Origin of the sequence: Streptomyces sp. NRRL F-5727 (assembly GCF_000719555.1) — a bacterium.
Lineage (GTDB): Bacteria > Actinomycetota > Actinomycetes > Streptomycetales > Streptomycetaceae > Streptomyces.
Genome location: NZ_JOGX01000074.1, coordinates 18,228 through 30,780 on the forward strand (window position 1 = coordinate 18,228; position 12,553 = coordinate 30,780).

10 protein-coding genes are annotated in these 12,553 nt (G+C 74.1%); 4 read left to right on the forward strand and 6 right to left on the reverse strand.

Going from position 1 to position 12,553, the window contains the following annotated elements; all coding sequences use genetic code 11:
* Positions 1–171 precede the first annotated feature (171 nt).
* Positions 172–3,081 (reverse strand): glycoside hydrolase family 2 TIM barrel-domain containing protein, encoded by a 2,910-nt coding sequence (locus IF73_RS0132525; protein ID WP_031014114.1) that lies wholly within the window; start codon positions 3,079–3,081, stop codon positions 172–174.
* A gap of 383 nt (positions 3,082–3,464) precedes the next feature.
* On the opposite strand from IF73_RS0132525, the gene IF73_RS0132530 reads away from it, so the two are divergent.
* Genes IF73_RS0132530 through IF73_RS0132540 form a run of 3 tightly spaced genes read left to right on the forward strand, consistent with a single transcriptional unit; the run spans position 3,465 to position 5,684 of the window.
* Complete coding sequence (locus IF73_RS0132530) at positions 3,465–4,499, forward strand: LacI family DNA-binding transcriptional regulator (protein ID WP_031014115.1); 1,035 nt, start codon at positions 3,465–3,467, stop codon at positions 4,497–4,499.
* Positions 4,486–5,028, forward strand: a complete 543-nt coding sequence (locus tag IF73_RS0132535; RefSeq protein ID WP_031014119.1) for a SigE family RNA polymerase sigma factor — start codon at positions 4,486–4,488, stop codon at positions 5,026–5,028. The genes IF73_RS0132530 and IF73_RS0132535 overlap by 14 nt, the downstream gene beginning before the upstream one ends.
* Positions 5,028–5,684, forward strand: coding sequence for a hypothetical protein (locus tag IF73_RS0132540; RefSeq protein ID WP_031014120.1), 657 nt, complete (start codon positions 5,028–5,030; stop codon positions 5,682–5,684). Before IF73_RS0132535 ends, IF73_RS0132540 begins: the two co-directional genes overlap by 1 nt.
* On the opposite strand, the gene IF73_RS0132545 is transcribed toward IF73_RS0132540, so the two are convergent.
* A complete protein-coding gene (locus tag IF73_RS0132545) occupies positions 5,665–5,892 on the reverse strand; it encodes a hypothetical protein (protein ID WP_031014122.1) in 228 nt (75 codons plus the stop codon). The genes IF73_RS0132540 and IF73_RS0132545 overlap by 20 nt on opposite strands.
* A 176-nt stretch (positions 5,893–6,068) precedes the next feature.
* Here IF73_RS0132545 and IF73_RS0132550 point away from each other — a divergent pair, with 176 nt between their 5' ends.
* Positions 6,069–7,727 (forward strand): rhamnogalacturonan lyase B N-terminal domain-containing protein, encoded by a 1,659-nt coding sequence (locus IF73_RS0132550; protein WP_031014123.1) that lies wholly within the window; start codon positions 6,069–6,071, stop codon positions 7,725–7,727.
* A gap of 34 nt (positions 7,728–7,761) precedes the next feature.
* On the opposite strand, the gene IF73_RS0132555 is transcribed toward IF73_RS0132550, so the two are convergent.
* The 4 genes from IF73_RS0132555 to IF73_RS0132570 all read right to left on the reverse strand — a co-directional run bounded on the left by IF73_RS0132555 (position 7,762) and on the right by IF73_RS0132570 (position 12,505).
* Entirely contained in the window at positions 7,762–8,901 is a 1,140-nt protein-coding gene (locus IF73_RS0132555; RefSeq protein WP_031014125.1) for a pectinesterase family protein, read from the reverse strand.
* Between the two features lie 122 nt (positions 8,902–9,023).
* Positions 9,024–10,319, reverse strand: coding sequence for a pectate lyase family protein (locus IF73_RS0132560; RefSeq protein WP_031014127.1), 1,296 nt, complete (start codon positions 10,317–10,319; stop codon positions 9,024–9,026).
* 12 nt (positions 10,320–10,331) lie between these two features.
* Positions 10,332–11,171, reverse strand: a complete 840-nt coding sequence (locus IF73_RS0132565; RefSeq protein ID WP_031014128.1) for a rhamnogalacturonan acetylesterase — start codon at positions 11,169–11,171, stop codon at positions 10,332–10,334.
* Positions 11,168–12,505: an ABC transporter substrate-binding protein gene (locus IF73_RS0132570; RefSeq protein ID WP_031014130.1), complete on the reverse strand. Its 1,338-nt coding sequence runs from the start codon at positions 12,503–12,505 to the stop codon at positions 11,168–11,170. Before IF73_RS0132570 ends, IF73_RS0132565 begins: the two co-directional genes overlap by 4 nt.
* Positions 12,506–12,553 lie beyond the last annotated feature (48 nt).

Below are 12,553 nucleotides of genomic sequence, written 5' to 3' on the forward strand. Positions count from 1 at the left end.
TCAGCGCCAGCCCCGCCGCAGCCGCGTCCAGGCCGTGGGCCTCGCGCAGCGCCGGCACGGCGGGCCCGTACAGGGCCAGCTGCGCGCCGATGAGGACGAAGCCGAGACAGGAGGCCGCCGAGGCCGGCCGGCTGAAGAGCCGGCCGGCCTCGGGACGCGTCCGGGCGACCGTCACGCGCCGTTCTCCGCCGGGCCCGTGCCGAGGGCCGCGAAGGAGAGGGCGAAGGCCGACGGGACGGCCTCCAGCCGGTGCTCCGGCAGCACGCCCGGGCCGCAGGACTGCGAGCCGATGCCGTGCAGGGCGTGATCCAGGTTCAGCCACAGGGTGTCGCCCGGGACCAGGTCCGGGCGGTGCGCGGCGGCGTCGAGCTCCGCGTGGGTCCAGCGGCGGGCGGTGAACCAGAAGGACGGATCGCCCCCGATCCGCAGGCCCGTGCCGCCGCCCGTCAGTTCCAGCCACCGGGTGCCGATCCGGGCGCCGTTCTCCTGCGGGCGCACGTACGGGGTCTGCAGACCGGCCACCGTCGACTCCCAGCGGCCGAGCCGCGCGGCGGCCCGCGTGTCGGGGTACGCCTCGCCGGGGCCGCCGCCGTACCACTCCACCCGGTCGAGCACCGCCGGCAGCCCGAGCCGGACGCCGAGCCGGGGGAGCGGCACCGGCCACGCGCCCTCCGGCCGCACGTCCACGCCGAGCCGCACCACCGTGCCGTCCGAGGTCCACCGGTACGTCACGGCCAGCCCGACGTCACGCGCCGCGGGCGCCACCCGGGCCCGGACCGTCACGCCCCCGTCGGTCACCTCCACCGCGTCCGTGCGGTGCCGCATCCGGTGCAGGCCCAGCTCCCGCCACAGCGTGCCGAAGCGCAGGTCCGGCTGCCAGGGCGCCCCCTCGTCGTTGTCCGTCGGCGCCCGCCACACGTCGAGACCGAAGCCGGTCACCGGCAGCCCGCCCAGGGCCAGCGGGGCACCCGTCCGCGCGTCGAGCGCGGCCGGCCCGACCAGGATCCGGCCGTCCTCCGCGACCGGAGCGACGCCCCCGCCCGGGACCGGGGCGACCGGGACCGCCGGGGCCGGGGCGGCCGGCACCTGACCCCAGGCCACCTCGTGGCCGGCGGACGCCCACCGCGTGTCGGCGGCCAGCACCGCCCGTACCGTCCACACCGGCTCCGTGCCCTCCGGACGTGCCGGCGCCGCCGGCAGCGGCACCTCCGCGCGCTCCCCGGCCGGCAGCGGCGGCACGTCGAGCGTGCCGCCACCGACGACCCGCCCGTCCGCCAGGAACTCCCACACGAAGGCGAGCCCCGACAGGTCCGCCACGTCATGGAGGTTGGTCACCGCGACCGTGCCCGGCCGCTCGCCCGGCGCGATCCGCACCGGCTCGATCACCTTCTTGTACTCGACCAGCCCCGGCGACGGCGTACGGTCCGGGAAGAGCAGGCCGTCGCAGACGAAGTTCCCGTCGTGCAGCTCCTCGCCGAAGTCGCCGCCGTAGCCGTACCCGTGCACCGGATGGGCCAGACCGTGGTCGATCCACTCCCACACGAAGCCGCCCTGGCAGCGCTCGTACGTCTCGAAGAGCCGCTGGTACTCGCTCAGCCCGCCCGGACCGTTGCCCATCGCGTGCGCGTACTCGCACAGGATGAAGGGGAGTGCACGGCGCCGCTCCGGACCCTCGTCCTCGCGCCGGCCGATCTGCTCGACCTCCGCGTGCGGCGGGTACATCCGGGAGTAGACGTCCACGTCCGCGCAGGACCGGTCGCCCTCGTAGTGCACCGGCCGCGACGGGTCCCGGTCCCGGATCCAGCGGGCCATCGCGCCGAGCCCGGCACCCGTGCCGCACTCGTTCCCCAGCGACCACAGCACCACCGACGGGTGGTTCTTGTCCCGCTCGACCAGCCGGGCCGCCCGGTCGAGCAGCGCCGGCGTCCACCGCTCGTCGTCCACGGGATTGCCCCGCCAGCCCAGCTCCTCGAACCCGTGGGTCTCCAGATCGCCCTCGTCGATCACCCACAGGCCGTAGGAGTCGCACAGGTCGAGGAAGGCCGGGTGCGGCGGATAGTGCGAGGTCCGCACCGCGTTGATGTTGTGACGCTTCATCAGCTCGACGTCCGCGCGCATGGTGTCCAGGTCCACGGCCCGCCCGGTCTCCGGGTGGAACTCGTGCCGGTTCACGCCCCGGAAGAGGATCCGCCGCCCGTTGGCCTTCAGGGCCCCGTCCTCCACGTACACCGAACGGAAGCCGATCCGCAGCCCGATCCGCTCCCCGCCGGCCGTCAGCTCACCCTCGTACAGCCGGGGCACCTCCGCGCTCCACGGCTCCACGGGCACCGTCACGGACTCCCCGGCCGCCACGTCGATGCCCAGCTCCGGCACCCGGACCCGCCCCGGCACGTCGCAGTCGACCCGCAGCTCCCCGGTCCCGGCCACGTGGTCGTACGAGGCGTGCACGAAGAAGTCGCCGGGCGCGCCCTCCGGACGGTGCAGCAGCGTCACGTCCCGGAAGATCCCGGGCAGCCACCACTGGTCCTGGTCCTCCAGGTACGACCCCGAGGACCACTGGTGGACCCGGACCGCGAGCACGTTGTCCCGCTCCCGCAGCAGTTCCCCGACCGCGAACTCGTGGGCCAGCCGCGACCCCTTGAACCAGCCGAGCTCCGTGCCGTTCAGCCACACCCGGGCACAGGACTCGACCCCGTCGAAGCGGAGCACCGCCCCGCCCCCCGCCGGCCAGCCGTCCGGCAGGTCGAACCGGCGCAGATGGTCCCCGGTCGGGTTCTCGTCGGGCACGTGCGGCGGATCGACCGGGAACGGATAGAGCACATTGGTGTACGCGGGCCCGCCGAACTCCCCGTCCTTCCCCTGGAGCACCCAGTGCCCCGGGACGGCGACGGTCCGCCAGCCGCCGGCGTCGAACCCCGGCTCGGCGAAGGAGGTGTCCGCCGCGTCGGCGGCGGGGGAGAGGCGGAACGCCCAGTCGCCGCCGAGCGGCAGCCGCGCGGCGTCCGAGTCCGCCGTCCAGGCGCGCGGCGGCAGCGTGCCCCGCTCGGGGGCGAACGAGGTGTACCAGGGCAGATCGGTCATGGTGCTCCTGTTCTGAGGCGAAGAGAAGGAGAGGCAAGGGAAGGAGAGGCAAGGGAAGGAGAGGCAAGGGAAGGAGAGGCAAGGGAAGGGGAGACAAGGGAAGGGGAGACAAGGGAAGGGGAGGCCAAGGAGGGACGCGGGGAACGGGCACCCGTCGGAAAGCGCTTTCGCGACGGTCTCCATCCCACATCGCCGCACGCCCCCGCACAACCCCACCCGGCCCACCGGCCCTTGGACTCTTCGCGCCCCGCCTGGACAGTCCGACGAGCGGGCGCTTAGGGTCGGGGGTCCCTGTCGTCGACGGGCACCCCCATCCGCACCCCCGGACGCCGTCCCGGAGCACCACCCCGGAGAACCGCCCGGACCAGCCGAGGAGCACGCACGTGGTCACGCTCGCCGACGTCGCCCGTCACGCCGGTGTGTCGGCCAGCACCGTCAGCTACGTGCTGAGCGGCAAGCGCTCCATCTCCGCCGCCACCCGCGAACGCATCCAGCACTCCATCGACGAGCTCGGCTACCGCCCGCACGCCGGCGCCCGCGCCCTCGCCGGCGGCCAGACCAGCATCCTCGCCCTGATGATGCCGCTGCGCACCGGCCTCTACGTGCCGGTCATGATGGAGATCGCCATGGCCGTCACCACCGCGGCCCGGTCCCACGGCTACGACGTGCTGCTGCTCACGGGCGAGGAGGGCCCGGAGGCCGTCCGCCGGGTCGAGGGCAGCGCCATCGCCGACGGCATGATCGTCCTGGACGTCGAGCTCGACGACCCCCGGCTGCCCTGCCTCCAGGAGGCCGAACGGCCCTCCGTCCTCATCGGCCTGCCCGCCGACACGGCCGGACTCGACTGCGTCGACCTCGACTTCGAGGCCGCCGGCGCCCGCTGCGTCGACCACCTCGCCGGCCTCGGCCACCGCGGTCTCGCCGTCCTCGGCGAGCCCCCCGCGGTCTACGCCCGGGGCACCGGCTACGCCGAGCGCACCCTCGCCGGCATCCGCGCCGCCGCCGCCGGACACGGCCTCGACCTGCTCCACCGGCCCGTCGACGGCACCTACGCGGCCGTCGCCGCCGCCGTCACCCGGATCTTCGAGGAACGCCCCGGCACCACCGGCCTCGTCGTCCAGAACGAGGCCGCCGTCGAACCCCTCCTCGCGGTCCTCCGCCACCAGGGCCGGGCCGTCCCCGAGGACGTCTCCGTCGTCGCGCTCTGCCCCGACCAGGTCGCCGCCCACGCCTCCGTACCGCTCACCGCCGTCGCCGTGCCCGCCCAGGACCTAGGGCGGATCGCCGTCGAACGGCTCGTCGCCCGGCTCCGCGGCGAACCCGCCCGCGGCACCGAACTCCTCACCCCCCGCCTCACCGTGCGCGCCGGCACCGGACCGGCGCCCACCGCACCGGGGGACGGCCGTGACCGTCACTGACCCTCCGGGGGAGGGGGACAGCGCCGCCGAGTTCCGGGACTTCTTCGACCGCCACTACGCCGAGCTCGCCCGCCTGGCCCACCTCCTCACCGGCGAGACCGATGCCGCCGATGACCTCGCCGCCGACGCCATGCTCGCCCTCTGGCACCGCTGGGACCGGGTCCGCGCCGCCGAACACCCCGCCGCCTACGCCCGGGGCGTCGTCGCCAACCTGGTCCGCACCCGCATCCGCGGCACCGTCCGCGAGCGCCGCCGGATCGCCGCCTTCTGGGACCGCCGCCCCGAGCACACCGAGGACCCGGACGTACCCGCCGTCGTCGACGTACGCACGGCGCTGCGCGCCCTGCCGTTCCGCAAGCGCGCCTGTGTCGTCCTGCGCCACGCCTTCGACCTCTCCGAGCGGGACACCGCCCTCGCACTCGGCGTCTCGGTCGGCACGGTCAAGAGCCAGACGGCCAAGGGCATGGCGGAGCTCCAGCGGCTGCTCGGCGCCCGGGCGGCCACCGAACTCGCCGCGGGGAGACGCTGATGGACGAGACGCGACTGCGCGGCGAGCTGCGCGAGGCGGCGCTCGCCCACCGTCCCGACCGGGCCCGGATGCTGGCCCGGGTCGAGCGGGGCATGGCCGCCCCGCCGTCGGCCCGCGCCCGGTTGCCCCGGCGCGCCCGGCCGCCCCGGCGCCGCTGGACGGTCGCGGTCGCCGTGGCCGTCGCCGTGGCCGGGGTCCTGGGCCTCGGCGGCCTCGCCGTCACCACCCTCCAGGACCGGCCCGCGCCCCCGGCGGGAGTCGCCGCCGTGCCCGGCCCGGCGGCCCGTGCGGCCGGCACCGTCGATGCCGGCAGCAACCGCTGGTGGGCGCAGAGCGACCTCGCCGTCACCACGGACGCCGAGGTCGCCGGTCTGACCGTCGAGGTGCGGATCGCCCTCACCGGCGGGATCGCGAGCACCGGTCACTGGCAGACCCGTCCGGCCGAGGACTTCACGGTCGCCGTCGCGGAGGAGGCGGGCGCCCTGGTCTACCGCTGGACCCTGAAGGAGGGCCGAGCGGTGCCCCCGGGGCCGCACACCTTCGCGGCGCAGTACAACCACGCCGAGGGCACCCGGGACGCCTCGGGCGACGCGTACACCGTCGTCCTCACCGCCCGCGACGGCGGCCGCACCACCCTCAGCGGCGGCTTCGGCTGAGTCGGCGGCTCAGCCGGAGGCCGTCCAGTCGGACGATGACGTGGGAGGCGCCCTCGACCTGGAGGGCGGTGCCGCGCGGTCCGGCGCCCGGGGCGCCGATCAGGGTGGTGTGCGAGCCGACGGTGCGTTCCACCCGTTCGGCCTGGCGGGCGGCGGAGGCCCGCCGGGTGTCCTCCTGCGGCCCGGACGGCTTGGCCGCGCCCCACACGTCGGGGTCGGGCCAGCCGTCGTCGGCCGCGAGGGCCTCGCGGCCGAGGTCGGGGTAGCGGCCGGGCCCGGACCCGTCGGCGCCGAAACTCCCTTGAAACGTTTCGACAGCGGGGGCAACCCTTTCGCGTCCCGCGGCGACCTACGGCTACCCCCACCCCACCGAAGGAGCCGCACATGCACACGCACCCCGTTCGCCGCAGGACCGTCCTCGGCGCGGCCGTCGCCGCCGGCGCCCTCGCCGCCACCACCGCCGGAGCCGCCGAGGCGGCCGGCTTCGGCTGGAGCGACGACGGCGCGAACTACGTCCTCGACACCGGCGCCGGCCTCGTCTTCAAGGTCTCCAAGACCAACGGCGACCTCACCTCCCTCGTCTACAAGGGCAAGGAGTACGAGAGCTACGGCGGCAAGCACTCCCACGTCGAGTCGGGCCTCGGCGCCTCCACCGTCACCCTCCGGCAGGTCGGCGCCACCCTCCTCGTCACCGTCGTCCACGGCACCCTGCGCCACTACTACGCGGCCCGCTCCGGCCTCAACAACGTCTACCTGTGGACCGACAAGGCCGACACGTCCTTCACCGCCACCCGCTTCATCGCCCGCCTCAAGCCCGGCGTCTTCCCCAACGAGGGCCCGGACTCCTGGGTCGAGGGTGCCGACACCGTCATCGAGGCCGGCGACGTCTGGCGGCGCGCCGACGGACAGACCCGCTCCAAGCACTACTCCGGCGTCCGCGTCATGGACTACGACCACATCGGCTACACCACCGGCACGGTCGGCCTCTGGATGGTCCGCTCCAACCACGAGAAGGCGTCCGGCGGCCCCTTCTACCGCTCGCTGCTCCGCCACTCCAACGAACTGGGCGTCGGACTCTACGAGATCCTCCACTACAACCAGTCCCAGACCGAGGCCATGCGCTTCGGCCTCCAGGGCCCCTACCTGCTCGCCTTCACCGACGGCGGCGCGCCGGACCCGGCGCTGTCGGCCGCGAACCACGACACCGGCTGGGTCGACCCGCTCGGGATCCCGAACTGGGTCGGCGCCGCCGGGCGCGGCCGGGTCGCGGGCGTCGGCCTCAAGAACATGGACCCCGCCCACCCGTACACGATCGGCTTCGCCAACGCCGACGCCCAGTACTGGACCCGCGCGACCGCCGGCACCGGCGCCTTCTCCTGCAGGGGCATGCTCCCCGGTACGTACACGCTCACCGTCTACAAGGGCGAACTGGCCGTCCACACCACGACGGTGACCGTCACCGCGGGCGCCGCCACCGCGCTGCACACGCTCACGATCACCGGCGACCCGAGCACCGCCCCCGCCGTCTGGCGCCTCGGCGACTGGGACGGCACCCCGGCCGGCTTCAAGAACGCCCAGCTGATGACGTACGCCCATCCGGCCGACGTCCGCGCCACCGGCTGGACCGGGAACGCCGTCGTCGACAGCGCCAACGCCTCCGCCGCCGTGCCCTGTTACCTCTGGAAGGACGTCAACGACGGCTTCCTGGTCTACTTCAGGCTGACGGCGGCCCAGGCGGCCGCCGCCCACACCCTGCGGATCGGCGTCACCACCGCCTTCCTCAACGGCCGCCCGCAGGTCACCGTCAACGACACCTGGGTCTCCCCGATCCCGTCACCGCCCGCCCAGCCCTCGACCCGCTCGCTCACCAACGGCTCGTACCGGGGCAACAACCACACCTTCACCTACAGCATCCCGGCGAGCGCCTGGAAGACGGACCCGGCCCAGTACAACGTGCTCCGCCTGAACATCGTCAGCGGCTCGACCGGCACCGGCTTCCTCAGCCCGGGCACCGCCCTCGACTGCCTGGACCTCCTGGTCTGATCCGTCAGTCCGCCGTCGACCCCGCCCCCAGGGTTCAGAGGCGGGAGGCGCTGTCGGGCGTCCAGTCGCCCAGGTACGTCGCCCGGGTCGCCGTCGCCGCCTGCCCGGGCGTGAGCCGCGGACGGTTCTCCGGGACGGTGACCGCCGCGCCCCGGCCCGTGTTGCGGTACTCGGCGAAGCGCTGCTGCTGCCACGGGTAGGCGTCCCGCATGTTCGCGTACGGCGCCACCGCGTCGATCCCCGCGCCCAGCACGGACTCCCGCACCACCAGCGACGGCCAGGCGGTGGTGTCCGAACCCGGCACCCACGGGCGGGCCAGCTTGTAGAAGCCGTCCGGGGCCTCGCTGGTGACCCGGCAGCGGGCGGCGAGGAAGCCGTACGGGTTGGCGCGGGCCGTCGACGGGGCGAAGACGAAGCCGTACGGCGCGCCCGCCAGGTCCGTGCGGACCAGCGTCCGGAAGTGGCAGTGCTCGAAGACCGCCGTGGCCCGCCCGAAGACGAAGTCCACGTCGCCCTCCACGTAGCAGTGCGCGAAGTACTGGCGGGCGAAGGCCGACAGGGACATCGAGTCCGCGTACAGGGTGTCCTGGTGGCCGAGGAAGCGGCAGTGGAAGAAGGCCGAGCGGTCGCCCTGCGCCTTCACCGCCACCGCCTGCGTGCCCGGATTGCCGGGCAGGTCGGTGCGGAGGAAGTCGTTGGAGAAGGTGACGGCGTGGGCGGTGAAGTCCGCCGCCTGGAGGGTGACCGTCGCCGAACCGGTGGTGCCGTACGTGCCGGAGCCGTCCGGCTTCGGAGTGCCCGCCGCGTTGTCGTAGACCACGACGACGTCCTTGGCGTCCCCGGTCGCCCCGATCCAGGTCATGCCGGTCCGGGCGGCGCTGACCGCGACCGTCTCCCGGTAGGTGCCGGGCGCGAGGACCAGCGTCCAGCCGGCCCCGTCCGCCGCGCTCACCGCGGCCTGGACGGAGGTGTGGTCGCCGAGGCCGCCCGGGTGTACGTAGAGCGTCCGGCCGGTGAGCCGGGCGGCCGGCGAACCGTACCGGCCGAACGGTCCGGCCGGGCTCTCCGCCGCGAGGGCGGGCGCCGCCGGCAGGGCGAGGGCGGCGAGGGCCGCGCCCGCGCCGGTGAGGAGGGCACGGCGGCCGAGGGGCGTGCGGGGGTGGTGCGAGGGCATGCGGAGGCTCCTTCGCCGGTCGGCAATGAAGGTGAGGGGGAAGGGGGGAGAGGCCGGGCCGGGGCGGGCGCGACGGGACGGGGATGCCGCGCACCGCCCCGGCCCGGGGTGTGGGGGGCCGGTCAGCGGACCCGGCCGGCGCCGGCGTGGACGCCGACGAGGGCGGGCACGGCCAGCGGGTGGTCCACCCGGGTGCGCAGCACGGGCGTCCAGCCTGCGTCGCCGCGCAGCGCCTCGGCCGGGAACTGCTCGTTGTGGACGGCCAGCAGGTCGACCGGGCGCCCGTTGACGTAGTTGCCCGTGGTGGTGACGGGCGCGTCCTTCCACTTCTTCAGGATCTGCCCGGCCGGCACTCCGGAGCCCAGCGTGAAGGCGTTCTTCTCCGCGTACAGCTGCGACTCCAGGCCGATGCCCAGGCTGTACACGTACTCCGTGTCCGGCACCCTGAAGTGGTTGTTGTACGCGTCGACCTGGCCGAAGCGGACCCGGGGCGCCCGCTCCACCACGTCGTCGAAGAGGTTGTGGTGGAGGGTGACGCGCAGCTTCCCGCGGTCGGTGGCGCCCGCGCTGTCGCTGTTGCCGATCATCAGCGTCTTGTCGTGCTCGGTGAAGACGTTCCACGAGACGGTGACGAGGTCGGCGCCGCGCACGACGTCCAGCTCGCCGTCGTGCTGCTGGTACACCTCGCCGTAGTACTCGGGCAGCGAGCTGTCCGGGTGGCGGCCGTCGGTGAAGGTGTTGTGGTCGATCCAGACGTGGGTGGAGCCGTACACGACCAGGCTGTCGTACTCGGAGTTCCAGGCGCCGGTGGCGCCGTCCGTCGGGTCCCACTGCGGGAAGCAGTCGAGCGGGCTCTCCAGCGTGAGGTTGCGGATCACCACGTTGTCGACGCCGGTGACCTGGAGGCTGCCGCCGAGGATCGTCGCGTTCCGGCCGACGCCGACGAGGGTGGTGTTGGCGGGCACCTTGACCTTGACGGCCTGGCCCTGGGCGGTGGCGGAGGCGGCGCGCAGCTCCTCCTGCGGGCCGCTGACCTCGTTCTCGTACCCCCACACGGCGGGGTCGTAGTCGGCGAGGTACCGCTGGAAGTCGTAGCCCGGCGCCTCGAAGGCGGCGCAGCCGGCCTCGACGGCGTCCAGGGTGCCGACCACCTTCACGATCCGCGGCTCGGTGCCGGGGACGGCGAGCGCGGCCCGCAGCTCGGCCCAGGTGGTGACGGTGAAGACGCGGGAGGCGTCGGCGGCGGCGCCGCCGGTGGTGCCGGTGCCCGCGGAGGCCCAGCCGTCGCCGGCGGGCAGGGTGGCGCGGGCCGGGTCCGGGCCGGCGGGGCGGCCGGAGTGGGCGCCGGCGGCGGGCGCGGTGACGGTGAGGACGAGGGCGGCGGCGGCCACCGCTCCCAGCTTCGTGCTTCTGTTCACGCGCGGTTCTCCTCAGGATGCGGAAGGGGCGGCAGGGGCCTCGGAAGGGGCCGGCCAGGTGATCCAGCGGGTGGGGACGGTGTCGTCGAGGCGGCGGGTCTCGTGCGGGGCGAGGACCCGGGTGCGGAGCAGTTCACGGGCCACGAGCCGGGCCACCTCGATCGCGCCGGGCGGGTTGAAGTGGGTGTTGTCCTGCTCGGTGGCGGTCCAGTTGAAGTACGTCTTGGTCGCCTCGGGCCCGAGCCGCTGCCACAGCTCCAGCGACAGCGCCTCGATGTCGAGGAGGGGGACGCCGGAGGCCGCGGCCACCGCGCGGGCGGCGGCCGGGTAGTCGCCGAGCGAGCGCTGGGCGGTGCCGGCGGCGTCGAAGCGGCGCCGCTCCACGGAGGTCGCGATCACCGGGTGGGCGCCGCGGGCGCGGGCGGTCTCGACGAAGACCCGCAGGTTGTCCTGGTAGGCGCCCCAGGGGGCGGCGTACCGGGTGGGGTCGGTGCTCTTGGAGTCGTTGTGCCCGAACTGGACGAGCAGCACGTCGCCGGGGCGCAGCGCGGCCGCGATCGGTTCGAGCCGGCCCTCGTCGAGGAAGCTCTTGGTGGAGCGGCCGTTGACCGCGTGGTTGGCGACGGTCGGTCCGCGGTGGAGGAAGAACGGGAGGGCCATGCCCCAGCCGGTCTCGGGGGCCGCGTCGGCGTACTTCTGCGCGGCGGTGGAGTCTCCGGCGACGAAGAGGGTGCGGCGGCGGGAGGAGGACCCTTCGGCGGACTCCTCGGTGCGGGCGGCGGCCGGCCGGGCGGCCAGGGCGAGCACCAGGCCCGCCCCGGCCGCGACCGCCTCACGGCGGCCGACCGTCACTTGTGCTGCGACTTCCACTCGGCCTGGGCCTCGTTCAGCTGCTCGGCGAGGGCGTCGGCGAAGTCCTTCGCCGACATCGTGCCGAGCAGCACCTTCTGGAAGTTGGCCTCGTTGTCGGCCTTGGAGATGGTGTTCCAGTCGGGCAGGTAGTACGGCAGCTGGACGATGGTCGCCTTGCCGCTGAAGAGGACCTCGGCGGCGAGCTTGGTCGGCTCGGCCTCCTGCAGCCACGGGTCCTGCGCCGCCTCGGTGTTGGCGGGGATGGCGCCGGCGGACCTGTTCCACTTGGAGTTGGACGCGTGGGAGGCCGCGAACTCGATGAACTTCCAGGCCGCGGCCTTGTTCTTGCTGCTGGAGAAGAGGCCCAGGCCGTCGACCGGGTTGGAGACCATGACCCGGGTGCCGTCGTCGAGCGTCGGGTTCGGTATGCCGCGGAACCTGTCGGTGCCCAGGGCCTTCACGTGGTCCTGGTAGGAGCCGAGGTTGTGGTTCAGCATGCCGATCTCGCCGCTGTCCCACTGGGCGACCATCTTGGTGAAGTCGTTGTTGACGTCGGCGGCCGGGGTGTTCTTCTTGAAGAGGCTGACGTACTTCTCCAGCGCGGCGACGTTCTCGGGGGCGTTGACCGTGGTCTTGTCGCCCTCCCAGAAGCTCTGGATGCCGCTCTGGCCGTACATGGCGTCCAGGGCCTGGGCGATGGAGCCGGCGCCGCCGCGGATGGTGTAGCCGAAGCGGTTCTTGTCCTTCGCGGTGAGCTTGTCGGCCGCCGCGTAGAACTTCGTCCAGGTGGTGGGAGCTTCGAGGCCGGCGGCCTTGAAGAGGTCGGTGCGGTAGTAGAGGACGCCGTTGCTGGCGGAGGTGGGCACGGTGAAGAGCTTGTCCTGGCCGCCGGCCGCCCTGACGGACTCGACCATGCCCTTGTTCAGCTTGCCGAACAGGGAGCTCTTCTCGATCCGCTCGTCCAGCGGCTCCAGGGCGTCCTGGGCGGCGATCCCGGCGAGCATCGCCGCGCCGACGCCGCCGACGTCGGGCAGCGCGCCGCCCTGGATCGCGGTGTCGTACTTGGACTGGACCTCCTTCGAGGCGACGCCGACGTACTCGACGTCGATGTCCGGGTTGGCCTTCTCGAAGTCGGCGATGATCTCCTTCCAGACGTCGGTGCGGACACCGCCGTTGTTGTCCCAGAAGGTGATCTTGCCCTTGCCCGATCCCTCGGTCCCTTCGCCGCCGGCGCCGCCGCTGCCGTCGTCACCGCAGGCGGTGGCGGTCAGCGCGAGGACGCCGGAGAGGGCGAGGGCGAGGGCGGCTCTGCGCCGTCCGGGGAAGATGGTCATCGTCGGCTCTCTTCTCTCGGGGTGTGCTCGGGTGGTGCGGGGGATGGG